This is a genomic window from Stenotrophomonas cyclobalanopsidis, assembly GCF_008710035.1.
Classification (GTDB): domain Bacteria; phylum Pseudomonadota; class Gammaproteobacteria; order Xanthomonadales; family Xanthomonadaceae; genus Stenotrophomonas; species Stenotrophomonas cyclobalanopsidis.
Map to the genome: position 1 here is coordinate 208,571 of NZ_VYKI01000003.1, position 25,942 is coordinate 234,512.

A 25,942-nucleotide genomic window follows, 5' to 3' on the forward strand; every position below is an offset into this window, starting at 1 on the left:
ACCTCATCAGCGGATCTGGCGCCAGGACTGGCGACCACAGGGGCGCGGCATGTACATGGCATCTGCGCCCTGCGCCCGCAGCACGAAGGTACACGCTTCCGCGTCCAGCAGCTGCTGCACCGTGCAGGTTGCCTTGGTCGGATCGCACGGCGTCAGCTTGGGTACGAAGATGTTGCTGTCCTTGACTGGCGGCCCCTGGCCCGTGCTGCCGCCCTTGTTCAGAGCGACTGCACCGCAGTTGCCACTGCAGACCGACTGCCCGTTGATGCTGGTCGTCAGCCCGCTCATGGCGCCACCACCGGTCAGCAGGTTCAGTCCGTACATCCAGTTCACGCCACCGCCACTGCCACAGATGGCGGTACCGGGAACATAGGTGGTGAAGAACACTGTGCCGTTCTGGATGGTGGGGTTGCCGACGAAGCGCTCGCCTTCAATGGTGTTTCCAACCACCAGGTCGACATACCAGCCGCGCACATCGCCATAGACGAACTCGGTCCGGCTGACCGCGCGTCCGGAGTAACCCGCGTTTGCAGTGGTCGTGGTGACCGTCTGCGCCTGCAGTGCGCTGCGTCCACTTACCGCGGTCGACAGGTTGTCCCAGATGCCATAAAGGCTCTGCACCGGCGAAGAGCTGCTGACGGCATTGTCATCGGCGGCGAAGTACTGGCCGGTGCCGAAGTAGACATTGACGCCGCCGGACGGACCTCGCGTGGCCTCGATGCCACTCATGATCGGTTGCGGCTTGTTGTCGCGGACGGCAGTGAACAGCGGCGCGCCGCTCAGAGCCACCGTCCAGTTGTTGATGTTGGTGTCGGACAGATCGAACTTCCACAGGTTGCCCTGCATGTCACCGCCGTACACGGTATCGGTGATGCCATCGTTGTTCTTCAGCGCGACCGGTGCCAGGTTGATCAGGCCATTGCGGACGGCATAGCCGGAACCGGTCGGCGTGATGCGACGCAGAACCTTGCCACTGCTGATATCAACCACGAACAGGACCGCCTTGCCACTGGTCGAATTGACGCCGTTGCCGAACAGCGCCACAAAGCGCGGCTGCCCCCCTGCGGAGGTCCCGGTGGCAGGAACGACCACCGGCTTGCCCAGCACGAAGCCCAGGTCCGACTCGGTCTTGCCCGAGACTTCCCACAGAACGTTGCTGGCACCGAACGTGGTCGGGCTTCCGATGTCCAGCGCGAAGACCGAACCATTGCTGGTCCTGCCACTACTGGGCGCAACCGAGGAACCACCTCCGCCCGTCGTGCCCACCAGGACCGTCCGCCAGTTGGTGCCGTCGTAGGCGTCAGCCGAAGTCAGCGGACCGTCCACGTAGTAACGATGCCCGTACTGGGGATTGGCCAGCTCGGCGATGTGCTGCAGGGACGTGGACGGAACGAAAGCCAACTCCTCGTTGCCCGCCGACGTGGTATCTGACGCGTTGAAGCCGTGCAGCATGCCGTCGTTGGCGCCGACGTAGACCATGGTCGGCGGCCCACCCGCGGCCCGCTTGGCGGTCAGGAACGTGGCGTAGGAAGCACCCAGAGTCTTCTTCCACGTCGTCGCCGAGGTCGACCACGATGCATAGCCGAAATCGTCGCGGTTCGACACCACCTCGGTGGTCGAGTTCACGATGTCACCCAGCGGCGAGCTGCGCGTGCGGAAGCCACTGATGGCGGAGCCACGGAGATAGTTGACCAGGTCCCCCGGCGTTTTCTTGCTGTACCAGGCCGGCAGCGCGGTTGAGGAAAGACCCAGGGTCTCGACCTTGGCGTTATCCGTGGTACCCGCCAGATTGCTGGCCAGGAATTCAGCGACACTCGCGGCGGTTACCTGGCCATTGGAGTCGGTCGAGGTGGGCGTCTTCGCCATGAAGATGCGACGCGTGGACGAGGTGATCCTGCTCGACGCCTTCCACAGCTCCTTGCCGTCGACGCCGGTACTGGTGACCTCGGTTCCGATCACGTCGCCAGTCCAGTCGTTGCTGCCTGACGGCACGCGGAAGTGCGATGCCACGGTGAACGAGCCGGTACTGATTCGCGCACCCGAACCGCTGCCGCCGACCGGGGCATCGCCTTCGGCCGCACTGTCGAAGATCTCTTCCAGTGCCTGCTTCAACTTGGTCGGATTGCGGGCCAGGAAGTAATTATCCGGCACGCCCTTGACCTTGCTGTCCCATGCCTTGCCACCGGCAGGCTTGCCGTACTTGGCCGCGTACCATAGCGGGCTCTGCAGCTGCCCTGCTGCGGTAGTAGACGCTTTGTACTTGATGACGACCGGCTTCTGCCAGTTCGAAGGAAAGTTGTTCGTGTTGCTCAGCACCGAGTTGTCGGAGCCGCCGGGACGGAGGGCGAGTCGCTGCACGGTGCTTGCGGCATTGGAGCCGGTGATGGTGTAGCCGGTCAGCATCGCGTTTCCGGCGTAGGCCGAAAGATTCTCGATGCGGATCACCACCTCGTCTTCGGCGGGCGTGCTGATCAGGCCAGTGGTGTTGCAGATCGCCGCATTGTTTGCCGCGCTCACGCTCTTGCTGGTGTCTGCACGCCAGCAGATGTTGTTGATACCGCCGTTGTCCATGCAGGTCGAACCCACGCAGTAGCTCAGCATGGCAACGACGTCGTTGTCGTGGTCATTGCCCCACAGCGAATCCTCCCAGACCAGCGAGAAGCTACCGGCCTTGGCATCGGCTCGGTAGGGCCGCCCGTACACCAAGCCTCCACCCGTACTGTTGGCAGTCTTTGTGCCGATGCCGACCGCACCCAGGAAGCAGCTGCGCCAGCCGGAGGAGGTCTGCGTGGCAGAACCGGTATTGTTCGCTTGGCACAGCGGTGCCAGACCGATCTTGCTGTTGCCCACAGCAATCTCAAACTGCGGCAGGTTCTCGGCCATGGCGACGGTGTAGGTGGTCGCGGTCAGCTTGTACGACGACGGCTTGCTCTGTACGCCGGGACGCATGTCGGTCTCGGCCGCCGCCTTGGCCAGTCCGGCGATCATGTAGCTGCCTTCCATCGACGGGATATCTGGACAGATGCCACGCGCCTTGCTCAGGCTGGTGACCGTCTGGCCCTGGCAGATGTCCTCATGGGTGTTGAGCGACGTACCCCTCGGGGTGTCACCGACGCGACCGACCATGTAAGTTTTGCCGGCGATGCCCTCCGCTACGCCGACGGCATCGGTCGCCGCCGTTGCGCTGGTCAGGTTGGTCACCGCGCCGATGTCGTCGCTGTCGAACGAAGGCAGGCCCGAGGACAGGACCAGGATGTTGCAGGTGGCGCAGTAGGAATTGCCGCCATTGGCCGGCAATCGGTAAGGGTCCTGCCAAGTGACGTTGGTCGGCAGGCCACCGAGGTCGCCGCTGTCGCCGTAGACCTTGGTGCCACCGGTCACGTAACGCAGCGCTTCGGCATACATCTCCGCCAGCGGATTGCCCCACGCACTGCACTTCTGGCCACCGGTGCCGGGGTCGGTCAGGTTGCCGTTGCCGTTCTGACCCTGACGATTGAGGATGCCGTAGGTGTTGCAGTCGGTCCAGTTGCTGTTCCAGTTCCACTGGTCGATACGGAAATTGGAGATGGTATTAATGACCCCCTCATTCCCGCTGTTCAGTGCATTGCAGAACTGGCCGGTGGACAGATTGATCTCATCACCAGTAGCACAGAACGAGGTGCCATTGCCCGCGATCTTGCCGATGTTGCGGCGCAAGACACCACCGTCGCGCGGATTGGCATAGGTACCGCTGATCAAGCCAAATCGCAGGCGACCACTTTCGCCGTAGGTCTGCAGCACGCCGGCCGGCTTGTAGCGGTCGGTGGTGCCGTCGCTGTACTTGCGGCAATAGCTCTCACGCAGCGCGGCGGTGGTCGAGCCACAGACTTCCGCGCGCACGGTGTAATCGACCGGGTTCTTGGGAATATCGGCAGCGCCGTCACCGGAACGGTTGGCATCACACTGCCGTGCAGCGGTCGACGCCCATTCGGACCAGTTGCCCGAGGCCACGCGCATCAGCGGCGCGCCGCTGGCGGAAATGGTCGCATTGCAGAATGACTGGGTACCGCTCAGCGGCGCAAAGCTACCGATGTCGCTGCCGCTGTAAACTTTCACCCAAGCATGCAGATCGTTGGGTATCTGCGCGCGCTCAATGACCGTTTTGTTCGCGTCGTCAGTGGAGCGCTGGCCGCCGTAAAGCACGCTTCGCATCACGTCGAGGCGACTCATGGTGATCCAGTTCAGGAAGTTGCCAGACCACGCACTGCTGCAGCTGTGCTTGTTGGCACCCCCGGCGGCGGCGGAGGCTTTGAACACACCGCTGGCATACGCATAGCAGAGGTTCGAGTCGAAATAGCCGCCGTACTCGAATGTATCAAGGTAGGTGGTGTCCAGCGTGCCGTCTTCGTTGAGATCGCTGTAATCGCTGTAGGCCTTGTTGAACAGCTGCTCGTCACGCGACATCACCATCATCATCAGCGGCGGCTGGCTCTGCTTGGTGTACAGCGGCTCCTGTGCGATGTCGTAGTCGCCAAGCGCTGCATGCAGCGGAATGATCAGCGCGGCCAGGCCGGCAAGAACGGCCAGCCCAGCGCCGCCTTTCAGCCAGGTTGAGGGGCGCAGGCGAAGAAAGCGTTGATCGTTGTTCATGGGATGAAGACCGTATCGATGACAGCGCTGGCGGTTGCGTCGGTGGCCTGGTCACTGGCAAGCGCGGTGACCTGGTAGATGTTTCCGGTCTCTTCGTTGCGCTTCTTGCCCACGGTGATGGTCGAGGAGGCGAAGCACTTGTCCAGGCGCCGGGTGTAGTTGGACGAGGTGGCGGTGACTGCGTTGGCCCAGGTCGCCGGATCGAAGGTGGGGCTGCACTCTTCCTGGTTGGCCAGGTACACGTTCGCGCCACTGTCCAGTGCGGTTTCAATGGTCGCTTCGGTCGCGCGCGCGCTCGATTCGGCATTCTGGAACGCCAGGTTGGTGCGCAGATAGTTGGAGGCCATGCGCTCCTGCATGCTGGTGACCTGCATGCCGGCGATACCGATCAGGGCAAGCAGGATCAGCATGATCAGCGCAACATAAAGCACGGCACCGCGCTGGCGCTGCGGAAAGGCCGGCTGGGATCGTGGCGTACGCATCATGGCCTCAATTGCCGTAAAGGCGGTTTCGCAGGGCAACGGTGGTCTGGTAGACCGCACGCATGCGCCTGTCATCGGGAGGGGTAAAGGTCACGCCCATGCCGACCAGCGCAGCGGCGCCATCGGCCTTGCGCGCGGACGCGGGGTCCGGGCTGGACATCAACAGGCCGATCTGTACCGCGCCGACACGGCGCCAGGCCAACTGCGCATCGCCGGACACCGAACCGTCCACCGTCGTCGCCGTGCCCTGGCTGTCGATGTAACCCGACGGCGACGCAGGATCCAGGCTGCGGTCCTGGCCATACAACAGCTGCATGTTGTCAACGCCCTCCACCAGCGGCTCCGGCGCACCTGCGGCAAGATCGCCGTTCGGCGTCGCACTGAAGCGCACCCGGTACAGCGAACTCTGCTTCGTATCGGCGTCATATCCGATGTAATAGACCGCACTCTCCGCCCGATACAGGTTGGCCTGGCCCACCGTGTACCCCTGCAAGAAGGTGCGCGAGCCGTTGAGCTTGACGGTGTCGAAGGTGATGCTGGCGGTACCGCTGTTGACGGCGCGGGCCTGGAACACCGTGGCCGACGTGCAGTCCGCCACGCCATACAGGCCCGGGTTGGTCATGCCGCTACGCAAGACGGAAAGGCGTGACGCATCGAAATTGAAGACCGGTCGAGTGACGTCACCGCCGACCGAGGTCACCGGCACGCCATCGGGCATCAGGTAGCGCAGCGCAACGATGTCGCTGCCGTTGACCCGGTTGGTCAACGCATCGGCAATGGCCTTCGGCAACGCAGGCGTGTAGTCGGTACCACCGGTCGACGGCGTCGCCGCGATGGTCAGCGTCTCGCCCGGCCCGGTGTTGTTGGCCTCGTAACCCTGGATGGAACGGTTGAAGTCCAGCACCGGGTTCGCGGCGCCATCCAGCGTGGAGCGCAGGGAAATCCGCGTCGGCGAGGTCTGCGCCTGGTCGTTCACGCAGCCGAAATGGCCGGCCATGCGGATCTCCCGCTGCAGGGTGTCCATGGCAAAACGGCTGTTTTCCTGCACACGCGCCAGCCCTTCAGAAAGGCGATACGCCTCGCGCGATGCGGCAAATACCTGCACGACGGCCAGCATGATGATCAGGCCGATCACCATCGAGATCATCAGTTCGATCAGCGACAGGCCGCGTGCAGCATCACGACGATGATAGGTGTTCTTCACAGTCGGGTACTCGCACTGAAAGTGGTGTCAGCGGCGTCGGCCTTCCACCGGTCATCGCCCCAGGTCACCTGCACGGTGTACAGCGTCCCGTTGCGGGTGACCTTCGCCGTGGCACCATCGCCGAGGCCCTTGCCCATGCGGCAGCGCCAGTCGGCCATGTAGGTATCCTTGGAGATCTTCGTGCCGGTCGGCGGCGAGCAGTTGCTGGTGGTCGCGGTGTAGTCGCCCAGGTAGTAGGCCGCGCCAACCCGGTTGGCACGGATCTGGTCGAGCAGCTCGTAGCTCAGGTTGGTTGCCTGGGTACGGAAGTTCGCGCTCTGAACGTAACGCACGTTCATCGTCTGCAGCAGCGCGAACCCGAGCAGTCCGAAGCCCAGCACCAAGATCGCGATCAGCACTTCGATCAGGGTAAAGCCCTGCTCTGCGCCGGGGCGCATGTTGAATCGACGGGACGATCTGGGCTTCACTTGCATGCTTCCTTCTGCAGCCGGACCTGTCCGGTAAGCGAGACGATCATCCGCCGCTGCAACGGCTGACCGCCGCAGTCGGCAGGGCGCAGGGTGATGTTGCTGACAGCGGCGGCACGACTGCGGCCGCGCTGATCAAAGGCGATGCTCAACGACTCGCCCGATGCGCCCTGCATCTGCCGTCGCGCGTCGGCGTAGCGGAGCACCGGCTCGTCCTTGTCGTAGCTTCCGTTGCCGTTGCTGTCGTTCCAGACCATCCAGCCGTCGGCCCACGTCGCCCCGTCACAGGCCGTGCCGTCCTTGGATGCACAGACCGCGCCGCCATGGGTGCCGCGGATGGCCTCGGAACGGGCCAGCGCAAGCGCGCCCATCAGTTCATTGGCCGTGGTGGCCATCCGGTTGGAGCGGATGGTGCTCTGGAAACTGGGATAGGCAATGGCGGTCAGGATTGCCAGCACGGCAATCGTGATCATCAACTCGACCAGCGTGAAGCCCTTGGACCGGCGCAGTGACATGAAACGCTCCCCAGCGTGTTGGTGGCCACGATGGCGCACCCGGTTGCCGCCGGCAAGCGGCGGCAGGATGAACGGTCAGAACGGGGGGACGGGCGTCAAAGCGTTGACACGCCCTGCCCTTCCGGCAGCCCCGGAAGGGGTCGGAGCCCCTTCGGGGGCCCGACCCCGGGCGGCCTGGCAGGCCGCCCCGGCTGGTCAGGCCAGCACCTGGTAGCAGGGCTGGTATTCGCCGGAGATCTTCATCCGGCGCTGTTCGACGAAGGCGCGCAGCAGCGCGTCCAGGGCCTGCATCATGTCGGCGTCGCCGTGGATCTGGAACGGCCCGAACTCCTCGATGCGGCGCATGCCATCTTCCTTCACGTTGCCGGCCACGATGCCGGAGAACGCCCGCCGCAGGTCGGCCGCCAGCGCATGCGGGGCGCGGCCGTGGTGCAGGTCCAGCGCGGCCATCGCCTCGTGGGTCGGCACGAACGGCTGCTGGTACTCCCACGGTATCTCGATGGACCAGTTGAAGAAGAACGAATCCTTCTGCGCCAGGCGATGCTCGCGCACCTGCTTGATGCCACTGGCCATCCTGCGGGCCACCGCCACCGGGTCACCGATGATGATCTCGTAGCGCTCGGCCGCGGCATCGCCCAGGGTCAGGCGGATGAAGCGGTCGATCTGCTCGAAATACGGCGCAGCCACGGTCGGGCCGGTCAGGATCAGCGGGAACGGCAGGTCCTTGTTCTCCTCGCGCAGCAGGATGCCGAGCAGGTACAGGATCTCTTCGGCCGTGCCGACGCCGCCGGCGAACACGATGATGCCGTGGCCGATGCGGACGAACGCCTCAAGGCGCTTCTCGATGTCCGGCATGATGACCAGGTGGTTGACGATCGGATTCGGCGACTCTGCGGCGATGATGCCCGGCTCGGTCAGGCCGATGTAGCGGGTGACCGTCTTGCGCTGCTTGGCATGGGCGATCGTGGCGCCCTTCATCGGGCCCTTCATCGCGCCCGGGCCGCAGCCGGTGCAGATGTCCAGGCCGCGCAGGCCCAGCTCGTAGCCGACCTGCTTGGTGTACAGGTACTCGTCGCGGCCGATCGAGTGGCCGCCCCAGCAGACCACCAGGTTCGGGTCGCCCGGGTTGAGGATGCGCGCGTTGCGCAGCAGGCCGAACACCGCGTTGGTGATGCCTTCCGAGGATTCCAGCTCGGCGGCGTAGGCCGGGCCCATCTCGATGGCCATGTAGGCCAGGTCGCGGACCACCGCGAACAGCAGCTCGGCCACGCCGCGGATGATCTCGCCGTCGACGAAGGCCATCGCCGGGGCGTTGACCAGGTCGATGCGCACGCCGCGATCCTGCTGCGCCACCTGGATGTCGAAATCGGGGTAGAGATCACGCGCCGCGCGCGGATCGTCCGAGGCACTGCCACTGGTCAGCACCGCCAGCGCGCAGCGGCGCAGCAGCTCGTGCATGCCGCCACCGGAGGCATCGCGCAGGCGCGCGACCTCGGCCCGCGACAGCACATCCAGCCCACCGCGCGGGTAGATCCGCGCATCCTGCACCGGCAGCGCGCGGGCTGCCTTTTCGTTCGTCGTCATATCCAACTTTTCGCTTCCTTCAAGGTTTCCGACTGTACTGCCGCCCCCTTAAAAAGCAAAACGGCCGGGAAACCCGACCGTTGGATAGGTGCTGCCCGCGTCCGCCGTTCCGGGACCGCCAGGCGGCGTAGTGCGCCGCGCACGAGGAGCGATGCTACGCCCCCGCCCGCACGCCCGCAAGGACTTTCGCCTGAACGAAAACGGCCGGGTTTCCCCGGCCGTTTCCGTGTGCAGCAGCTACGTCAGTTCATCAGAACTGGTAGCGGAAGCCCAGCTGCAGCGACCACTGCGAGACACCGACGTCGAAGCCGTCTGCGTCGTTGTTGGCCACCGTCGGCTCATCCGCGCCGCGGAAGTTGTAAACGTATTTGCCGTCCTTGATGCCCTGCAGGCTGGCGACGCGGGCATCAGCAAAGAAGCCGTAGTCGTAGATGTTGCCCCACTTCTTGTTCAGCATGTTGCCGACGTTCTGGATGTCGAGCCACACTTCCGACTTGTGGCCCTTCATGAAGCCCGGCAGCTGCTGGCTGATACGGATATCGAAGGTGTTGATCCAGCCGGTACGGAACTGGTTGGCCGGAGCGTAGCCGCCTGCGTACTTCGCCAGCTGCGGGTTGTTGGCCAGCCATTCGTAGAACGACTTCTCCATCGCCGCATCCGGAGTAAAGGTATTGCCCACCAGGTTGCCGAACAGCACTTCGCCCGGATTGGGCACGTAGAACAGGTCGTTCGCGGAACGGCCGTCACCGTTGGCGTCGTTCACGTAGACGTAGCTGTACGGACGGCCGCTGCGGCCTTCGTACACCAGGCCCACCTTGGTTTCGTAGTCGCCGAAGAACTTGTGCTTCCAGTTCAGCGCGCCCGACACGCGGTCACGGATCTGGTAGCGCGAGGTGTTCTCGGTTTCGCTGTTGGCGTTGAAGGCGTACTGGTAGCCCCAGCCCGAGCTGGCGGTGGAGCTGGTCAGCGAACCCACCTCAGTGGCGTCGGTGTAGGTGTAGCCGAGGTTCCAGGACCAGTCACTGGCATCCGACCACGGCTTGCTCAGCGACACGGTGAACTGCGAGGTGCGACCCTTGTCGGTGTTGGCGATTTCGTACACAGCGTCGTAGGCCTGATTGCGCCGGACACGTGCATCGTTGTTCGACCAGGCGTTGCCATTGCGGGAGACGGCGTAGTACAGCTCACGACCGTCCGGACCCAACTGCTGCACCGGGCCCAGGTTCAGGTTCCTGTAGTACAGCGCGTCCTTGACCTTGGTGACCAGCAGTTCAGCCGAGGCCACGATGCCATTCCACGGCAGCTCGTGGTCGAAGGCCAGGTTGGCCTTGTAGACCGACGGCATGTTGAAGTCGCTGCCGACGAAGTTGACGTTCTGACGGTTCGAACCCGCGGTGGTCGGGACTGGCTGGCTGTCCTTGTTCGGGTTGAACGGCAGCGCCGGGTTGTAGGCGTTGTTGGTATAGACCGAATTGTTGAAGCCGGTCGCCGAGTAGCTGTTGCTCAGCCACACCTGCGGGGCATCACCCTGGAACAGGCCCACGCCACCGCGCAGCTGGGTCGGGCGCTCGCTGTCGAAGGTGTAGTTGAAGCCGAAGCGCGGCTGGACCAGGAACTTGTTGCTCAGGACCTTGCTGTTGTCGTTACCGAAGAAGGCCGACGCCGCAGCGTTGTAGGCCGGGGCCGGGCTGGTGTCGGCACGGTCCGCACGCACGCCCATGGTCAGGGTCAGGTTGCTGTTGACGTACCAGGTGTCCTGCACGAACAGGGCCAGGTTGCTGTACTTGTAGTCAGCCGGAATCGAGCCCGGGGTCCGTTCCGGGTTGTAGTTGTAGGTGCTCCAGATACCGTTGGCGAAGTTGTCCAGACCGTAGAAGGTGTAAGCACCCCAGGAGCTGGCGCCGAAGTAGTTGTAGATGTCGTTGGTATCGTACGACGCACCGAACTTGACGTCGTGGTCACCCAGGGTCCAGGTGCCGGCCGCGTAATAGTTCCACGCCTTGGTCTGCAGGATATTGTTCTGCGAGTTGACTTCGGTACCGAGGTACAGCGAGTCACCAGTCGGCGCGGCCTGGGTACCCTGGAAATAGATGCGGATGCTCGGCGCGTCGGTGGACACGTTGCGGATCGCCGAGTACTCGCGGTACGAGGCCTTCAACTCGGTCGAGAAGTTGTCGGTCCAGTCGCTGAACAGCTGCGCGACGTAGCTCTCATTGGTCTTGTCGTGCTGGTACCAGTACGAGCTCAGTGAAGCCGAGCTGGTGCTCATGCCGTTGATGCGCAGCTTGCTCTGGTCGATCTTGCTGTAACGGAAGTTGGCGCGGTGATTGTCGCTGATGTTCCAATCGAGCTTCAGCGCGTACTCTTCCATCTCGGTGTCGCCATTGCTTTCCAGGCCACCGGCGTTGATACCGTAGCCCTGGGCGATCTGCTGCGCGCGGGTCACGTCGGCCAGGGTGAACTGCGGGTTGGCCTTGCCCAGCGCGGTGCCGCTCAGGTCAGCGCCCGGCGCGGCCTGCTCGAACTTCTCGTAGTTGGCGAAGAAGAACAGCTTGTCCTTGACCAGCGGACCACCCAGGGTCATGCCGTAGGTCTTTTCCTTGGTGAAGCCCTTGAACGGCTGGCCTTCCGGGTTGTCGCCGAACCAGTCGCCATCACGGTAGGTGCCGTAGACCGAACCGTGGAATTCGTTGGTACCGGACTTGGTCACCGCGTTGACGGTGGCACCGGCGGCGGCAGCGATGCTGACGTCGTAGTTGGACAGGTTGATGTCCAGCGCTTCGATGGCTTCCATCGCGACCGGCTGACGGCGGGTCGGCATGTTGTTGCCTTCCAGGCCGAAGGTGTCGCTGGCCGAGACGCCGTCGATGTTGATCGAGTTGAAGCGCGGGTTCTGGCCACCGGCCGAGATCGAGCCCGAAGCGCGGTCGATGAAGGTCACGCGCGGGTCAAGGCGCATCAGATCCTGGATGTTGCCGCCGACGGACGGCGCAACTTCGATCTGCTGCTGGCTGAGGTTGGTGCCCGAGCCCATCTTGGTGGCGCTGAACACTTCCGAGCCACCGCCGACGGCGGTGACCTGCACGGTGTCCAGATTAGTGGCAGCTGCCAGATCACCCGCCAGGGTGGCGTTGATGGTGCCGGTCTGGTTCACGCCCAGGTAGACGCCATCTTCGGTCTTGGTGCCTTCACCCGGCTTGGTGATGGTGATCGAGTACGGACCACCCACGCGCAGGCCGCGGGCGTTGTAGCGACCGGCCGCATCGGTGGTGGCACGCGAAACGGTGCCCGACTCGGTGTGGGTGATGGTGACTTCAGCGCCGGCGACGGGCTGGCCCGCGCGGGAGATCACCTGGCCGCCGACACCGGCAGAGGTGCTCTGGGCGAAGGCGGGGGCGGCGGCAAGTGCAGCCACGAGACCAAGGGTAAGCTTGGACATCCGGAGTGGGTGGGTCATTTTTCGGTAGCCTCGATGCGAGTTGGCGATGGCGGAAAAAAAGCGCATCCAACCAGCCTTGCGGGCGGCTGACTGGATATTTATCTGGGGTTCCCTACCGTGAACGGCAGCTGCCGCAACGGTTAACACTAGATTAACACGCTACGCCTGCAATGTGACGGTTGTGCGACAAACGGCACGGGATCGCAACCCGATCGTGACGGAACCTTCATTCCGTCTTATCGTCCAGTTAACCGGCGGCGGCAGTGTAACTCGCGTCAAGTACCTGCCCGCGCCACGGGACGCCAGCCGTCGAAAGCAGCGCTACGGACGCAGCGGCGGCCTTTTCCGGGCCTTGGGCAGCAGGATCCTGGTCAACTGAATAGGCGCGGGCGCGCAGTGCGGTGCGAAGCGGGCCCGGATACAGGCCACTGACCCGGACGGGAGTACGGCCCAATTCATCGTGCAGGCTGGCGATCAGCCCACGCAGCCCGTGCTGGGCCACCCCATATCCGCCCCAGTAGGCCTGCCCCACCCTTTCCGGGGCATCGACAGCGAACACCATCGCCGCATCTTCGCGCTGCTTCAGCAGCGGCAGGCAGGCCTGGGCGAGCCACGCGGGCGCGGTCAGGGTGACGTGCACGGCGCGGGCAAAACTGGCCGGGTCGGCCAGCTCGAAGGGGGTCAGGCCGGGGAAATGCGCGGCACAGACCAGCAGGCCATCCAGCCGCCCCAGCTCACGCTGCAGGGCCTGGGCCAGTTCGGCATAGTCGTCGGGGCCGGCACCTTCCAGATCCAGCGGATACAACAGGGGCTCCGGGCCCACGGCCTGCACCTGGGCATAGACCCGGTCCAGCCGCCGCGGCTTGCGGCCCATCAGCACCACGGTGGCCCCGGCTTCGGCGGCCGCAACGGCCGCGGCACTGCCCAGCCCGCCACCGGCACCGGCGATGAGGACCACGCGATCCTGCAAGGGACGGCCATCGAGCGCCGCAGCGGTCGCCGACGTCGATGGCCAGGCACTCATCCCTGGCTGGCCTCTTCGACAATGCGCTTGAGCTCGCCGGCTTCGAACAGCTCCATGACGATGTCACAGCCGCCGATCAGCTCCCCGTTGATGAACAGCTGCGGGAACGTCGGCAGGTTGGAGAAGCGCGGCAGGTTGGCGCGGATCTCCGGCTCCTCCAGCACGTTGACCGTACGCAGGGCGACGGCACCGGCGGCCATCAACGCCTGCACGGCACGGCTGGAAAAGCCGCACATCGGGTATTGCGGGGTGCCCTTCATGAACAGCACGAGCGGGTAACGATCCACCTCGGCCTGGATTTGCTGCATTACCGCCACACCTCACTCCTTGCTTCGCCGGACAAACCGACCGCAGTGGTCGGCTAGACTGCCCACGGTAGCCGCCATTGTAAGCCGATGGAACCGGCTGCCGCCGTCCCCTGGCCACGAACCTGTCCATGCCCGTCGAATTCCCTGCCCTGCCCTACCTTTCCGGCTCCCTGCAGCCGCACCTGTCCGCGCAGAGCGTGGAACTGCACCACGGCCGCCATCATCGCGCCTACGTGGATGCGGTCAATGCCGCCATTGTCGGCACCGAATGGGAAGAAGCGCCGCTGGAGGAGATTGTCCGCCAGGCCCAAGGCACGCTGTTCGATGCGGCCGCCCAGGCCTGGAACCATGGTTTCTACTGGCAGTGCCTGCGCCCGCGGGGCGGCGGCGAGCCGCAGGGCCGGCTGGGTGAGCTCATCAAGCGCCAGTTCGGCGATGGCCAGCGCCTGCGCGAGGAGTTCAACCGCGCCGCGCTGGGGCTGTTCGGCTCGGGCTGGGTCTGGCTGGTGCAGCATCCCGGCGGCCAGCTCGGCATCCAGGCCACCCGCAACGCGGGCACGCCGCTGACTGGCGACAGCACCCCGCTGCTGTGCTGCGATGTGTGGGAACACGCGTATTACACCGACTACCAGAATGAGCGCGCGCGCTATCTGGAAGGGTTCTGGCAGCTGGTCAACTGGGAATTCGCCGAGAGCCAGCTGCGCTGAGGGGGCTGGCATCCGCCGGGCATGGCCCGGCGCTACCGGCTTCGCGATGCTCTGGTAGATCCCACCTTGGTGGGCATTGACGGCCAGCGGCCGGCACTACCGGCGATCAGCGGTTGCGCAGCGCGTGCACCGCTGGCGCCACCTGGTCCTGGCGGTCCAGCTCCAGGCCGACCTGCAGCAGTGCATCGGCCAGCGCATCGGCATCATCGTCACGCAGCGTGGCGTGGCCGACCTTGCGGCCGTCGCGCGGCTGCTTGCCATAGTCATGCCAATGGCCACTGGCCTGGCCCAGCACCGGCGCCGGATCGGGCATCGCGCCCAGCCAGTTCAGCATGCAGGCATGGCCGAGCATGCGGGTACTGCCCAGCGGCAGGCCCAGCACGGCGCGCAGGTGGTTCTCGAACTGCGAGGTCTCGCTGCCCTCGATGGTCCAGTGACCGGAGTTGTGCACGCGCGGTGCCATCTCGTTGGCCAGCAACTCGCCATCGCGGCAGAACAGCTCCAGCGCGAACACACCCACGTAGCCCAGGTGCTCGGCCACGCGGCGCGCGTAACCAATCGCCGCTTCATGCTCGGCATCGGCCAGCACGGCCGGGGCCACGCTGGCCGACAGCACGCCATCGACATGCCAGTTGCCGGTGACCGGCCACGCCCGGAAGCTGCCATCACGGCCGCGCACGGCGACCACACTCACTTCGCGCTGGAAGGCGACGAAGCCTTCCAGGATCAGGCCGGTGCGCTCGACCTGGGCGCCAAGTGCGTCCCATGCGGCGTCGATGTCGGCCTCGCTGCGCAGGCGGAACTGGCCCTTGCCGTCATAACCCAGGCGACGAGTCTTGAGGATGCACGGCAGGCCGAATTCGGTGGCCTTGGCGGCCAGCTCGTCCCGGCTGCGGATATCGGCGAAGGCCGGCAGCGGAATGCCCAGCTGCTGGAACAGGGTCTTTTCGCTCAGCCGGTCCTGCGCGACGGCCAGCGCCGACGGCGGCGGGTAGACCGGCACCTGGTCGGCGAGCCACTGCGCACTGTCGGCCGGCACGTTCTCGAAATCGAAGGTCACCACGTCGACCTTGGCGGCAAACTCGGCCAGGGCCTTGCGATCATCGAACGCGGCCACGGTGAGCGGCGCCAGCGGGCCGCTGCAGGCGTCGGCCGCCGGATCGTACAGCTCGAAGCGCAGCCCCAGCGGCGCACCGGCCAGGACCATCATGCGGGCGAGCTGTCCGCCGCCCAGGATGCCGACGGTCAGGCTCATTGGCGCGGATCGTCGTGGGCCATGACATCTTCGGTCTGGCGGGTGCGGAAGGCCCCCAGCGCCTCGCCGATGGCCGGCTGGTCGCTGGCCAGCATCGCCGCGGCAAACAGCGCCGCGTTGGATGCACCGGCATTGCCGATGGCGAAGGTGGCGACCGGAATGCCGGCCGGCATCTGCACGATCGACAGCAGCGAATCCATGCCGTTGAGGGCCTTGGACTGCACCGGCACGCCCAGCACCGGCACGGCGGTCTTGGCGGCGATCATGCCCGGCAGGTGCGCGGCCCCGCCGGCACCGGCAATGATCGCGCGCAGGCCGCGCGGGCCCGCCTCTTCTGCGTAGCTGAACAATACGTCCGGGGTGCGGTGGGCGGAGACCACCTTCACTTCGAACGGAACACCCAGGGCTTCAAGCTTCTGGGCGGCGTGCTGCATGGTTTCCCAGTCGGAGCGGGAACCCATGACAATGCCGACAAGCGGCGCGATCGGGTTGGGGGTCATTGGCCGTCACCTGCCTTAAAGACGTATTCTAGCCGTCTTCCACGCAAGACGAAGAACCATGGATCGCAAGCTGCTTGACCTGCTGGTGTCGCCGGACACCCGCCAGCCCCTGTCCCTGCTGGATGGCAAGGGCCTGGAAGCCCTCAACAAGGCCATTTCCGCCGGCTCGGTGAGCAAGGCCGATGGCAACCCGCTGGCCCAGCCGCTGCGCGAAGCGCTGGTCACCCGCGACCGCAAGCAGGTGTTCCGGGTCGACGACGGCATTCCGGTGCTGCTGGCCGAAGAGGCCATCCCGACCGCGCAGATCGTCGACTTCCCCGCCGCATGACCGCCCTGCCGACGCCGGATGCGGCCCTCGTCGCGGCCGATGTCGCCCGCGCGTTGGCCGAGGACCTGGGCAGCGGTGACGTCACCGCCGCCCTGCTGCCCGACCAGGCCGACAGCGCCTACCTGCTGTGCAAGCAGGACGATGCGGTGATCGCCGGCCGCCCCTGGTTCGACGCCACCCATCGGGCGCTCGACCCGGACGTCCGCATCGAATGGCGCGTGGCCGAGGGCGACTGCGTCGCCGCCGGCACCGTGCTGGCCCTGCTGCACGGGCGCAGCCGCAGCCTGGTCAGCGCCGAGCGCACCTCGCTGAATTTCCTGCAGACCCTGTCCGGCACCGCCACCACCACCGCCCGCTACGTGGCCGCCGTGGCCGGCACCGGCACGCGCATCCTCGATACCCGCAAGACCCTGCCCGGCCTGCGCCTGGCGCAGAAGTACGCGGTGCGCTGCGGCGGCGGTGACAACCACCGCTTCGGCCTGTACGACACGGTGATGCTGAAGGAAAACCACATCCGCGCCGCCGGCTCGCTGCCCGCTGCCGTGGCTGCCGCGCGCCAGCAATGGCCGTCGTTGCCGCTGGTGGTGGAGGTGGAAGACCTGGGCCAGCTGCAGCAGGCGCTGGATGCCGGCTGCGAGCGCATCCTGCTGGACGACTTCGATGCCGCACTGCGCCGCGAGGCCGTGCGCATTACCGCTGGGCGCATTCCGCTGGAAGTCTCCGGCAGTGTCGGCCTGGAGGGATTGCGGGCGATTGCCGAGGACGGCGTGGACTGCATTTCCATCGGCGGCCTGACCAAGCACGTGCAGGCCATTGACCTGTCGCTGAAGCTGGGGCCGCCGCCGGGCTGAGGGTGAATCCGGGTGCCACCGCTTCGCTCGCCGGGCATGGCCCGGCGCTACCGCCACCATCATTAATCGGGTAGCGCCGGGCCATGCCCGGCGGACGTGCCAGTTCCACCCTGCGTTCACGACGGCACTGCGACGCTGCGGCCATCCCCCACAGGAGCCGCGCATGCGCCGGATGTTGTTGCCTGCCTGCCTGCTGCTGGCCGCCGCGCCGCTGTCAGCCGCCGCCGCCGAAGCCTGCGACGTGCCACCCCGCTTCGGACTCAGTCCGCTGGCGATCTCCATCCGCAATGCCGCCTGCAACGAACACCGGCTCTGGTACCGCCCCTTCATCGACCGCGAGGGGCGCGCGGCCAGCCTCAGCGTCACCGAAGCGGAGAACGAGAACCTGGCCGACAACGGCCTGATCGCCTGGCAGCGCGTGGCCAGCTACTGGCGCGACAGCGGCACGCTCAATGCGATGGGCAGCATTCCCGGCGCCAGCAGCTGCCTGGCGCCGCAGGGCACGCGCTACACCGACAACGACTGCCGCGCGTTCCTGGTCGACAACCCGTGGTCGGCCGCGTTCATTTCCTGGGTGATGACCCGCGCAGGCGTGCCGAGCTTCACCACTTCGCCGCGGCATATCGACTACATCCGCGCCGCCTACCAGGCGGGGCCTTCCGGCGTGCCGTACCGGCTGGTGGATCCGGCCACGGCCAAGCCGGCACCGGGCGACCTGCTGTGCTTCCTGCGCGACCGCAGCAGCACGCTGAGCTACAGCGGGCTGGTGAAGGCGCTGGGCAACGGCTCGGTCGGCCACTGGAAATCGCATTGCGAAGTCGTGGTGGCGGCCAACCTCGGCGGGGACCAGACCCTGTACCTGGTGGGCGGCAACGTGATGAACACCGTGGCCATGCGCCTGCTGCAGCTGGACCGCACCGGCCTGATCCAGCTGCCGCCCGCACGCGATCGCAGCAACACCGGCATCGACCCCAGCTGCACGCCCGGCCGCGAGGACGAATGCAGTTTCAACCGGCAGGACTGGGCGGCACTGCTGCAACTGACGGCCCCAGCATCGCGGGTGGCACCGCCCCCGGTGGCACCACCTGCGGACGGACAATGAGCGGGGTGGCTTGATCCGCTGCGCGTTCGCCGCCATCTTTGCGGGATCGACCCTGCACGCGTGATGCCATGCCTACCCTGTTGTTTCTGCTGATTGCCGGCGGCATCGTCTACTTCTTCTGGAATGCCGCGCGCTCGGCCGCCGAGCGTGCCATCGAACTCGGCCGCAATGCCTGCCGCGCCGCCGACGTGCAGTGGCTGGACCAGGCAGTGCACGCCACCGGCATGCGCCTGTCACGCGGCGAGGATGGGCGGCTCGGCTTCGAGCGCACCTTCAAGTTCGAGTATTCCTACGACGGCATCGATCGCCACGTCGGCCGCATGGTGCTGCGCGGCGACCAGCTGGTGTCGTTCACCGGCCCGGGTGCGGCGCGGATCAGCCAGATCCGCGCGGATGTGGAAGACGCAGAGGACGTCTGAACCCGGTAGCGCCGGGCAGAAGCGTGCCGACCAACGGTCGGCACCCACCGGTTGCTTGATGGAGTGCCGACCAACGGTCGGCACCTACCCGTTATTTGACAACGCGCAGCGTCGGGCGGCCCTTCGGCGGCGGCGTGGTCGGCGGCCGGTCGTCCGGCGGCGTGTCATCCGACGGGGTCTCGCCTTCGTGCAGCAGCTCGTCGCTGGTCGGTGCCGGTTCGGTGCCCGGGATATCGTCCGGCAGCGCCATGCCCTGCCCGGTCTCGCGCGCGTACACGGCCAGCACCGCACTGATCGGCACCTGCACCGGATAGCTGGTACCTGAGAAGCGGGCCGAGAAGCTCACCATCTCGTTGTTGATCATCAGCTGCACCACGGCGCGCTCGGCGATGTTGAGCACCACGCGGCCATCGTTCACCGCCGCAGGCGGAACCTGGACGCCGGGAACGCCGGCGTCGACCAGGATGTGCGGGGTCAGCTGGTTGTCGTTGATCCATTCCACCAGCGCCCGCAGCAGGTACGGGCGGTGGCTGGTCATGTGGAAGAAGTCGTCGGTCATGCGTGAAGTGTACGCGCCCGACGCCCCTGCCGGGGTGGATCGCCTGCACGCCGGTAGGCATGCAGACGGAATGCGCCCGCCGGACTCAGCCCGGCAGGTCGCGCAGCTTCTTTTCCTGGTCGGTCAGGCTGCGGACGAAACCGGGGTGACGGAAGATGCGGTTGCCGTAATCCTCGATGGCCTTGCCATCCTTGGGCAGCGGTACGTCCAGCGACTGCAGGCGCCAGATGATCGGCGCCATCGCGCAGTCAGCCAGGCTCATTTCCGGGTTGAGGAAGAACTTGCTGGCCTTGAACAGCGGCAGCGAGGCGGTCAGCAGTTCCTTCAGCCTTTTGCGGCCGGCTTCGGCCTGGGTCTTGTTGCCCAGCTGGATGGCCTGCACCTGCGGCACCCAGTCGTGTTCGATGCGCAGCATGGCCAGGCGGATGCGCGCACGCGAAAGCGGATCGACCGGCATCAGCGGCGGATGCGGGTAGCGCTCGTCGAGGTACTCGCTGACCACCGAGGCGGCGTACAGCACCAGCTCGCGCTCGACCAGGGTCGGCACCGAGTGGTAGGGATTGAGGTCGATCAGATCTTCAGGCGGGTTCTGCGGGTCGACAGGAACAGCGTCATAGCTGACCCCTTTGGCCGCCAGGACCAGGCGGACCCGGTGGCACAGGACATCATCGTTCGAGGAAAACAGCGTCAGTGTATTGCGCATGCGTACGCTCGCCGCCATCAAAGGCTCTCCCACGACAGGAGACCGCCTGCCGCATCGGCGCCGCCAGCACCGTGCTGGCGGTCGACTCCTCCCCGAGTGTGCAACCGAGCATCACAAAAGCCAATAGGCTTTGCGTCGTGCTGGCAGCAGAATCAGTGCACGTCCTTCCAGTATTCCTTCTTCAGCAGGTACAGCAGGAAGGTCAGCAGGGCCAGGAACAGGATCACCCACACGCCCAGCTGCTGGCGTTTCAGGGCGGCCGGTTCACCGGCGTACTCAAGGAAGTTGGTGATATCCCTCACGGCCTGGTCGTACTGCCCGGCATCAACGTTGCCCGGCGTTTCCAGGCGTAGTCCGGTGACCGGCGGATCCATGCCCGGCGCCTCGGCCTTGCCATGCACCGCGTGCTGCAGGCCCTGCATCTCCCACAGCGGATTGGGCATGGATGCGTTGGCGAACAGGGCGTTGTTCCAGCCCAGCGGCCGGCTGCTGTCCAGGTAGAACGACTTGAGATAGGTGTAGACCCAGTCGCTGCCGCGCACCCGCGAGATCAGGCTGAGGTCCGGCGGCATCTTGCCGAACCACTTTTCCGACTGTTCCTTGGGCATCGCCACCGGGATCGGGTCGCCGATCGCCGAGCCGGTGAAGTTGAGGTTGGCCATTACCTCTTCCTCGCTCAGGCCCAGGTCCTGCGCCAGGCGCGAATAGCGCAGGTACTTCAGCGCGTGGCAGCCGGAACAGTAGTTCATGTACAGCTGCGCGCCGCGCTGCAGCGATGCGCGGTCACCGAGGTCGTTGCCGGCCTGCAGCAGCTTGGTGCCACCTTCGGCGGCGGAGGCCAGGAAACTGCCCAGCATCAGGGTGGCCGTCAGGGCCAGCCGGACCATCCAGCGATCAGTCATGGGTGGTCACCCTCTCCGGTACCGGCTTGGTCCTGTCCAACCTTGTCCATACCGGCATGGTGATGAAGAACGCGAAGTACAGGAAGGTCAGCACCCGCCCGACGTAGGTTTCATGCGCATCGGTACCGGGGCCGGAGCCGATCACGCCCAGCCAGACGAAGCACACGGCGAACACGCCCAGCAGCACCTTCGAGAACACGCCGCGGTAGCGGTAGGACTTGACCTTCGCACGGTCCAGCCACGGCACCAGGAACAGGATCGCGATGGCCGAGAACATCACCAGCACGCCGCCCAGCTTGTTGGGCACCACGCGCAACATCGCGTAGTACGGCGTGTAGTACCAGACCGGCTTGATGTGCTCGGGCGTCACCAAGCGGTTGGCCTCGGTGAAGTTGTCGTGTTCCAGGAACAGGCCACCGAAGGCCGGTGCGAAGAAGATGATGAAGGCGGCGATGATCAGCAGGAAGCCGGCGCCGACGCCATCCTTGAGCGTGTAGTACGGATGGAAGGGAATGCCGTCGGCCGGTGCGTTCGGCGACCAGCGGTTGCCCTTGGGCCCCTTCTTGATCTCAACGCCGTCGGGGTTGTTGGAGCCCACTTCGTGCAGCGCGCCCAGGTGCAGCACCACCAGCAGCAGCAGCACCAGCGGCAGGGCGATGACGTGCAGCGCGAAGAAGCGGTTGAGCGTGGCGTCACTGGGCAGGTAGTCGCCCATGATCCACTCGGTCAGGCCGTTGCCGATGACCGGTATGGCACCGAACAGCGAGATGATGACCTTCGCGCCCCAGAACGACATCTGGCCCCACGGCAGCACGTAACCCATGAAGGCTTCGGCCATCAGCACCAGGTAGATCAGCATGCCGAGGATCCACACCAGCTCGCGCGGTTTCTGGTAACTGCCGTAAAGCAGCCCGCGGAACATGTGCAGGTAGACCACGATGAAGAACAGCGAGGCCCCGGTGGAGTGCATGTAGCGGATGAGCCAGCCCCACTCCACGTCCCGCATGATGTATTCGATGGAACCGAACGCCTCGGCGGCGTTGGTCTTGTAGTGCATCGTCAGGAAGATGCCGGTGACGATCTGGTTGACCAGCACCAGCAGCGCCAGGGAACCGAAGTAGTACCAGATGTTGAAGTTCTTCGGCGCGTAGTACTCGCTGACATGCTTGCGGTAGACCGGCATCAGCCCCGGCGCGCGGGCGTTGACCCAGTCGGCCACGCCGCTGGCGGTACGGGCGAGGATATTGGCCATCAGGCTGCCCCCTGCGGATCGACACCGATGATGATGGTGTTGTCGTCCTGGTAATGGTGCGCGGGCACCTTCAGGTTGATCGGCGCCGGCACGTCCTTGAAGACGCGGCCGGACATGTCGAAGCGCGACTTGTGGCAGGGGCAGAAGTAGCCGCCCTTCCACTGTGGGTCGTAGGGCTCGGGCCGGATCTCGGCGACCATTTCAGGCGAACAGCCCAGGTGCGTGCACAGGCCGACCAGCACGGAGATGTCCGGCTTGATCGAACGCAGCTCGGGGTTCTGCTTGAGCACGTAGTCCGGCTGCTGGTCCTTCTCGCCGGACTCGGGATCCTTGAGACGGCCATCCAGCCCATGCAGCGCATCGAGGATCGCCTTGGACCGTTTGACGATCCAGATCGGCTGGCCACGCCATTCCACGATCAGGCGTTGGCCTTCCTGCAGGGCGCTGATGTCGGCCACCACCGGTGCGCCGGCAAGCTTGGCGCGGGCACTGGGGTTCCAGGATTTGATGAAAGGAACTGCGGTGAATCCGACGCCGACGGCGCCCACCACGGCTGTGGTGGCAGAAAGAAAACGCCGACGTCCGGTGTTGACTGGATCGTGTACCCCATCGTTGGCCATCCGGCACTCCGATATTGATTAGGTAGCTTTAAGGCTGCCAGCGGATCCGGTGGGGGCCAGAGCCGCATTGAATCATGGGCGAGTGTAGCGGAACCGTCGCGCGCCACACAACGCATTGCAACAATCTTTTGAAGGCGTGCCGACTGACAGTCGGCACCTACTGCTTGCTCAATTCCGTGCGGTAGCGGTCGGCCAGCTGGCCGACGCGGCGCACGTAGTACTGGGTTTCACTGTACGGCGGGACGCCACCGTGGCGGTCGACCGCGCCTTCGCCGGCGTTGTAGCCCGCTGCGGCCAAGGTCAGATCGCCATTGAAGCGCTTCAGCAACCACGCAAGATACTGCACGCCGCCACGGATGTTCTGGCTGGCGTCGTAGGAATCGCTGACCCCGAAGCGTGCGGCGGTCGGTGGCATCAGCTGCATCAGGCCCTGCGCGCCGGCGCGGCTGAGCGCGGTCGGGTTGTAGGCCGACTCGGCATGGATGATCGCGCGCACGATCGCTTCTTCCACGCCGAACTCACGCGCGGCCGAGGCGATCTCGGTCTGGAACGAGGTGGTGTTGAGGCGCACGCTGCCGAAGTCGACGCGCGGGTTGACCCCGCAGGCGTAGCAGCGCTCCATGAAACTGTAGCGGATGGTGCGCACCGGGCCGAGGTTGGCGACCTGGGTCGGGCGCGCACTGGTGTAGTGGCGCACGCCATCCTGCATGTACGAATAGACCTGGCCGCTGACCATGCGGCCGCCGCGCGGCGTGGTCGCCGGCTTGGCTGCAGGGGTGGCGGCGACGGCCGGGCTGGCGGCACTGGCGGCCACGGCCACCGGGTTGCGCTCGGCGCTGGCCACCTGGGTGGCGGTGGGAGTGGTGCTGGCGGCCTGCACCGGCGCAGCGGCCGGTACGGCGCGCGGCGTGGCGGGACGGCGGGTATCGCGGCTGTAACTGATGCTGCTGCAGCGCGCGCCGGGCACGCGTTTGCTGACATAACTGGTGACGCCGTCGGCACCCTGGCACTTGAACAGGGTGCCGGCGCTGGCCGGCGCAGCGGTCAGCGCAGCGATGATGATCGCCGTTGTCCCCAGTATCCCCTTCATGGCGGCGAGTGTCCCAGCTTCGCCCTGCCTTGCCAAGCCGCCCCGCTCAGTCCGCGACCGCCGGCACAGCCAGCAGCTGGCCCAGCCCAGCCAGGCGCTGTGCCAGTTCGTCGCACAGTTCCGGCGGCGAGGTCCACAGGGCCAGTGGCAGCCGGTCCAGGCTGAGGATCTGAGCCAGCATCATGCCGCAGCTCTCCGCGCCCATGCGCAGCAGGCAATGGTCGGGGCCCTCGGGCTCCAGCACTCCGCACCAGGGCGGAATGCGACCCTCCAGCTCGGCCAGGCTGCCGGCCAGGCGCAGGGTGGCCTGCAGGGTAAAAGGCGCCTGGCTGACGGCCTGCCGCACCATCACGTCGGGCGGCGCCGGGGTGCGCCGGTGCAGGCCGGGCCCGGGCTGCAGCTGCACCGCGCCCATCCGGTCCACGCGCAGGGTGCGCCAGTCCTCGCGGACCAGATCCCAAGCCAGCAGGTACCAGCGACGGCCGTAGTTGACCAGGTGCTGGGCCTCGACCTGGCGCTGGGTCAGCACGTCCTGCGCGCTGCGGTAGTCAAAGGACAGCCGTGCGGCCTGCCGGCAGTGCTGGGCCAGGCGGCCGAGCAGGCGCGCATCGGTGGCCGGCAGGTCGGACAGGGTGGCGGTGGCCGCATGCACCTCGCCGGCCTGCTGCCGACGCCGGGTCGGCACCAGCGGGTCGAGCTTGGACAGCAGGCCGCGGGCGGTCTCGTCGATGCCGGACAGGGTGGCCGAGGCGGCCCGCAGGGCAATGGCCAGGGTGGTCGCCTCCTCCTCGTCCAGCAGCATCGGCAGCACCGGCGCGCCGGTACCGAGCCGGTAGCCGCCACCTACCCCGGCCGAGGCCTGCACCGGGTAGCCGAGCTCGCGCAGGCGTTCGATGTCGCGGCGGATGCTGCGCCGGTCCACGCCCATGCGCTCGGCCAGCTCGGCGCCGGACCAGTGCCGGCGGGCCTGCAGAAGCGAGATCAGGCGCAGCAGTCGATGGGCGGTATGGCGCATGAGGAATCGAGGACAGAAGTCGTCCGCGATTGTGCCCCAGCATGGCGTCCCGCTTCACCACCCACCGCACGGAGCCCTGCCATGTCTGCACGCCAGATCACCCTCTACCACGCCGCCCGTTCACGCTCGAGCGGTGCCGTCGCCCTGCTCGAGGCACTCGGCGCCGACTACCGGCTGCAGGTGCTCGACCTGAAGGCCGGCGCCAACCTGGCCCCGGCCTACCTGGCCATCAACCCGATGGGCAAGGTGCCGGCGATCATCCACAACGGCGCGCTGGTGACCGAACAGGTGGCCATCTACCTGTACCTGGCCGACCTGTACCCGGAAGCCGGGCTGGCGCCGCCGATCGGCGATGCGCAGCGCGGCCCCTACCTGCGCTGGATGGCCTTCTACGGCGCCTGCTTCGAGCCGGCGATGACCGACAAGGCCCTGCACCGCGAGCCGCCGCCGCGGATGATGTCGCCCTACAACGATGCCGAGACCGTGCTGCAGGTGATCGAAGCGCAGCTGGCGCAGGGTCCGTACCTGCTGGGCGAGGCCCTGAGCGCGGCGGACATCCTGTGGGGCAATGCGCTGGGCTGGATGCGCGAGTTCGGGCTGGTGCAGCCGGCCCCGGCCACCGCGGCCTACATCGACCGGATGGGCACGCTGGCCGCGTTCGACCGCTCGCGGCAGATCGACGCGGAGCTGGTGGCGGCGTAAGAGCAGCCGAGCGTGGGCTCGGCTCTACAGCGGCGCGGCGGGCGGCGTGGGATGCGGGTAGCGCGGGGCCACGCCCCGCGAGCGCGCAGCGCGGCGGGCGGCGTGGGATGCGGATAGCGCGGGGCCATGCCCCGCGAGCGCGCAGCGCGGCGGGCGGCGTGGGATGCGGGTAGCGCGGGGCCATGCCCCGCGAGCGCGCAGCGCGGCGGGCAGAGTGGGATGCGGGTAGCGCGGGGCCATGCCCCGCGAGCGCGCAGCGCGGCGGGCAGAGTGGGATGCGGGTAG

At 66.3% G+C, this 25,942-nt stretch carries 24 protein-coding genes; 6 read left to right on the forward strand and 18 right to left on the reverse strand.

Annotation, left to right across the window (positions count from 1 at the left end):
- Positions 1-6: 6 nt before the first annotated feature.
- The 9 genes from FJU31_RS04375 to grxD all read right to left on the reverse strand — a co-directional run bounded on the left by FJU31_RS04375 (position 7) and on the right by grxD (position 13,661).
- On the reverse strand, positions 7-4,629 hold the full coding sequence (locus FJU31_RS04375) for a pilus assembly protein (protein ID WP_150453640.1): 4,623 nt from the start codon (positions 4,627-4,629) through the stop codon (positions 7-9).
- Positions 4,626-5,111: a pilus assembly PilX family protein gene (locus FJU31_RS04380; RefSeq protein WP_150453641.1), complete on the reverse strand. Its 486-nt coding sequence runs from the start codon at positions 5,109-5,111 to the stop codon at positions 4,626-4,628. The genes FJU31_RS04375 and FJU31_RS04380 overlap by 4 nt, the downstream gene beginning before the upstream one ends.
- 7 nt (positions 5,112-5,118) lie before the next feature.
- Entirely contained in the window at positions 5,119-6,315 is a 1,197-nt protein-coding gene (locus tag FJU31_RS04385; protein WP_246161212.1) for a PilW family protein, read from the reverse strand.
- Complete coding sequence (gene pilV, locus FJU31_RS04390; protein WP_150453642.1) at positions 6,312-6,752, reverse strand: type IV pilus modification protein PilV; 441 nt, start codon at positions 6,750-6,752, stop codon at positions 6,312-6,314. Before pilV ends, FJU31_RS04385 begins: the two co-directional genes overlap by 4 nt.
- Positions 6,753-6,778: 26 nt before the next feature.
- Positions 6,779-7,297: a GspH/FimT family pseudopilin gene (locus FJU31_RS04395; protein ID WP_150453643.1), complete on the reverse strand. Its 519-nt coding sequence runs from the start codon at positions 7,295-7,297 to the stop codon at positions 6,779-6,781.
- 195 nt (positions 7,298-7,492) lie between these two features.
- A complete protein-coding gene (gene ppnN / locus FJU31_RS04400; RefSeq protein ID WP_150453644.1) occupies positions 7,493-8,881 on the reverse strand; it encodes a nucleotide 5'-monophosphate nucleosidase PpnN in 1,389 nt (462 codons plus the stop codon).
- A gap of 250 nt (positions 8,882-9,131) precedes the next feature.
- Positions 9,132-12,338: a TonB-dependent receptor gene (locus FJU31_RS04405; protein WP_246161213.1), complete on the reverse strand. Its 3,207-nt coding sequence runs from the start codon at positions 12,336-12,338 to the stop codon at positions 9,132-9,134.
- A 229-nt stretch (positions 12,339-12,567) separates the two neighbouring features.
- Positions 12,568-13,344: an SDR family NAD(P)-dependent oxidoreductase gene (locus FJU31_RS04410; protein WP_150453645.1), complete on the reverse strand. Its 777-nt coding sequence runs from the start codon at positions 13,342-13,344 to the stop codon at positions 12,568-12,570.
- On the reverse strand, positions 13,341-13,661 hold the full coding sequence (grxD, locus tag FJU31_RS04415) for a Grx4 family monothiol glutaredoxin (RefSeq protein WP_150453646.1): 321 nt from the start codon (positions 13,659-13,661) through the stop codon (positions 13,341-13,343). The genes FJU31_RS04410 and grxD overlap by 4 nt, the downstream gene beginning before the upstream one ends.
- Before the next feature lie 119 nt (positions 13,662-13,780).
- Here grxD and FJU31_RS04420 point away from each other — a divergent pair, with 119 nt between their 5' ends.
- Positions 13,781-14,359: a superoxide dismutase gene (locus FJU31_RS04420; RefSeq protein ID WP_150453647.1), complete on the forward strand. Its 579-nt coding sequence runs from the start codon at positions 13,781-13,783 to the stop codon at positions 14,357-14,359.
- A 106-nt stretch (positions 14,360-14,465) separates the two neighbouring features.
- On the opposite strand, the gene FJU31_RS04425 is transcribed toward FJU31_RS04420, so the two are convergent.
- Together FJU31_RS04425 and purE are read right to left on the reverse strand one after the other, a co-directional pair.
- Positions 14,466-15,614 (reverse strand): 5-(carboxyamino)imidazole ribonucleotide synthase, encoded by a 1,149-nt coding sequence (locus FJU31_RS04425; protein WP_150453648.1) that lies wholly within the window; start codon positions 15,612-15,614, stop codon positions 14,466-14,468.
- Positions 15,611-16,114, reverse strand: a complete 504-nt coding sequence (gene purE / locus FJU31_RS04430; protein ID WP_150453649.1) for a 5-(carboxyamino)imidazole ribonucleotide mutase — start codon at positions 16,112-16,114, stop codon at positions 15,611-15,613. Before purE ends, FJU31_RS04425 begins: the two co-directional genes overlap by 4 nt.
- 58 nt (positions 16,115-16,172) lie before the next feature.
- Between purE and FJU31_RS04435 the strand changes: the two genes are divergently transcribed.
- From FJU31_RS04435 to FJU31_RS04450, 4 genes are all read left to right on the forward strand, one after another.
- Positions 16,173-16,442, forward strand: a complete 270-nt coding sequence (locus tag FJU31_RS04435; protein WP_150453650.1) for a Trm112 family protein — start codon at positions 16,173-16,175, stop codon at positions 16,440-16,442.
- Positions 16,439-17,293 carry a carboxylating nicotinate-nucleotide diphosphorylase gene (gene nadC, locus FJU31_RS04440; RefSeq protein WP_150453651.1) on the forward strand — a complete coding sequence of 285 codons (855 nt, stop codon included), beginning with the start codon at positions 16,439-16,441 and terminating at the stop codon, positions 17,291-17,293. Before FJU31_RS04435 ends, nadC begins: the two co-directional genes overlap by 4 nt.
- A gap of 163 nt (positions 17,294-17,456) precedes the next feature.
- Entirely contained in the window at positions 17,457-18,395 is a 939-nt protein-coding gene (locus FJU31_RS04445; RefSeq protein ID WP_150453652.1) for a DUF2272 domain-containing protein, read from the forward strand.
- 68 nt (positions 18,396-18,463) lie between these two features.
- Entirely contained in the window at positions 18,464-18,814 is a 351-nt protein-coding gene (locus tag FJU31_RS04450) for a DUF3301 domain-containing protein (RefSeq protein ID WP_150453653.1), read from the forward strand.
- Positions 18,815-18,905: 91 nt separating this feature from the next.
- On the opposite strand, the gene FJU31_RS04455 is transcribed toward FJU31_RS04450, so the two are convergent.
- From FJU31_RS04455 to FJU31_RS04485, 7 genes are all read right to left on the reverse strand, one after another.
- On the reverse strand, positions 18,906-19,373 hold the full coding sequence (locus FJU31_RS04455) for a ClpXP protease specificity-enhancing factor (protein WP_150453654.1): 468 nt from the start codon (positions 19,371-19,373) through the stop codon (positions 18,906-18,908).
- 85 nt (positions 19,374-19,458) lie between these two features.
- A complete protein-coding gene (locus FJU31_RS04460) occupies positions 19,459-20,094 on the reverse strand; it encodes a glutathione S-transferase N-terminal domain-containing protein (protein ID WP_150453655.1) in 636 nt (211 codons plus the stop codon).
- A gap of 134 nt (positions 20,095-20,228) precedes the next feature.
- On the reverse strand, positions 20,229-20,978 hold the full coding sequence (locus tag FJU31_RS04465; protein WP_150453656.1) for a cytochrome c1: 750 nt from the start codon (positions 20,976-20,978) through the stop codon (positions 20,229-20,231).
- The gene (locus FJU31_RS04470) at positions 20,971-22,230 is read right to left on the reverse strand and encodes a cytochrome b (protein ID WP_150453657.1); all 1,260 of its coding nucleotides are present in this window, start codon (positions 22,228-22,230) and stop codon (positions 20,971-20,973) included. Before FJU31_RS04470 ends, FJU31_RS04465 begins: the two co-directional genes overlap by 8 nt.
- Positions 22,230-22,850, reverse strand: coding sequence for a ubiquinol-cytochrome c reductase iron-sulfur subunit (gene petA / locus FJU31_RS04475; RefSeq protein WP_004151998.1), 621 nt, complete (start codon positions 22,848-22,850; stop codon positions 22,230-22,232). The genes FJU31_RS04470 and petA overlap by 1 nt, the downstream gene beginning before the upstream one ends.
- Positions 22,851-23,007: 157 nt before the next feature.
- Complete coding sequence (locus tag FJU31_RS04480) at positions 23,008-23,940, reverse strand: lytic transglycosylase domain-containing protein (RefSeq protein ID WP_150453658.1); 933 nt, start codon at positions 23,938-23,940, stop codon at positions 23,008-23,010.
- A gap of 46 nt (positions 23,941-23,986) precedes the next feature.
- Entirely contained in the window at positions 23,987-24,955 is a 969-nt protein-coding gene (locus tag FJU31_RS04485; protein WP_150453659.1) for a helix-turn-helix transcriptional regulator, read from the reverse strand.
- A gap of 81 nt (positions 24,956-25,036) precedes the next feature.
- Between FJU31_RS04485 and FJU31_RS04490 the strand changes: the two genes are divergently transcribed.
- Entirely contained in the window at positions 25,037-25,657 is a 621-nt protein-coding gene (locus FJU31_RS04490; RefSeq protein ID WP_108768382.1) for a glutathione S-transferase family protein, read from the forward strand.
- The last annotated feature ends 285 nt before the right edge of the window (positions 25,658-25,942 follow it).

Excerpts from the sequence above, each read along its gene's own strand:
- FJU31_RS04375 (WP_150453640.1), bottom strand. The coding sequence starts at position 4,629 with ATGAACAACGATCAACGCTTTCTTCGCCTGCGCCCCTCAACCTGGCTG.
- FJU31_RS04380 (WP_150453641.1), bottom strand. The coding sequence starts at position 5,111 with ATGCGTACGCCACGATCCCAGCCGGCCTTTCCGCAGCGCCAGCGCGGT.
- pilV (WP_150453642.1), bottom strand. The coding sequence starts at position 6,752 with ATGCGCCCCGGCGCAGAGCAGGGCTTTACCCTGATCGAAGTGCTGATC.
- FJU31_RS04395 (WP_150453643.1), bottom strand. The coding sequence starts at position 7,297 with ATGTCACTGCGCCGGTCCAAGGGCTTCACGCTGGTCGAGTTGATGATC.
- ppnN (WP_150453644.1), bottom strand. The coding sequence starts at position 8,881 with ATGACGACGAACGAAAAGGCAGCCCGCGCGCTGCCGGTGCAGGATGCG.
- FJU31_RS04405 (WP_246161213.1), bottom strand. The coding sequence starts at position 12,338 with ATGACCCACCCACTCCGGATGTCCAAGCTTACCCTTGGTCTCGTGGCT.
- FJU31_RS04410 (WP_150453645.1), bottom strand. The coding sequence starts at position 13,344 with ATGAGTGCCTGGCCATCGACGTCGGCGACCGCTGCGGCGCTCGATGGC.
- FJU31_RS04420 (WP_150453647.1), top strand. The coding sequence starts at position 13,781 with ATGCCCGTCGAATTCCCTGCCCTGCCCTACCTTTCCGGCTCCCTGCAG.
- FJU31_RS04425 (WP_150453648.1), bottom strand. The coding sequence starts at position 15,614 with ATGAGCCTGACCGTCGGCATCCTGGGCGGCGGACAGCTCGCCCGCATG.
- purE (WP_150453649.1), bottom strand. The coding sequence starts at position 16,114 with ATGACCCCCAACCCGATCGCGCCGCTTGTCGGCATTGTCATGGGTTCC.
- FJU31_RS04435 (WP_150453650.1), top strand. The coding sequence starts at position 16,173 with ATGGATCGCAAGCTGCTTGACCTGCTGGTGTCGCCGGACACCCGCCAG.
- nadC (WP_150453651.1), top strand. The coding sequence starts at position 16,439 with ATGACCGCCCTGCCGACGCCGGATGCGGCCCTCGTCGCGGCCGATGTC.
- FJU31_RS04445 (WP_150453652.1), top strand. The coding sequence starts at position 17,457 with ATGCGCCGGATGTTGTTGCCTGCCTGCCTGCTGCTGGCCGCCGCGCCG.
- FJU31_RS04450 (WP_150453653.1), top strand. The coding sequence starts at position 18,464 with ATGCCTACCCTGTTGTTTCTGCTGATTGCCGGCGGCATCGTCTACTTC.
- FJU31_RS04455 (WP_150453654.1), bottom strand. The coding sequence starts at position 19,373 with ATGACCGACGACTTCTTCCACATGACCAGCCACCGCCCGTACCTGCTG.
- FJU31_RS04460 (WP_150453655.1), bottom strand. The coding sequence starts at position 20,094 with ATGGCGGCGAGCGTACGCATGCGCAATACACTGACGCTGTTTTCCTCG.
- FJU31_RS04465 (WP_150453656.1), bottom strand. The coding sequence starts at position 20,978 with ATGACTGATCGCTGGATGGTCCGGCTGGCCCTGACGGCCACCCTGATG.
- FJU31_RS04470 (WP_150453657.1), bottom strand. The coding sequence starts at position 22,230 with ATGGCCAATATCCTCGCCCGTACCGCCAGCGGCGTGGCCGACTGGGTC.
- petA (WP_004151998.1), bottom strand. The coding sequence starts at position 22,850 with ATGGCCAACGATGGGGTACACGATCCAGTCAACACCGGACGTCGGCGT.
- FJU31_RS04480 (WP_150453658.1), bottom strand. The coding sequence starts at position 23,940 with ATGAAGGGGATACTGGGGACAACGGCGATCATCATCGCTGCGCTGACC.
- FJU31_RS04485 (WP_150453659.1), bottom strand. The coding sequence starts at position 24,955 with ATGCGCCATACCGCCCATCGACTGCTGCGCCTGATCTCGCTTCTGCAG.
- FJU31_RS04490 (WP_108768382.1), top strand. The coding sequence starts at position 25,037 with ATGTCTGCACGCCAGATCACCCTCTACCACGCCGCCCGTTCACGCTCG.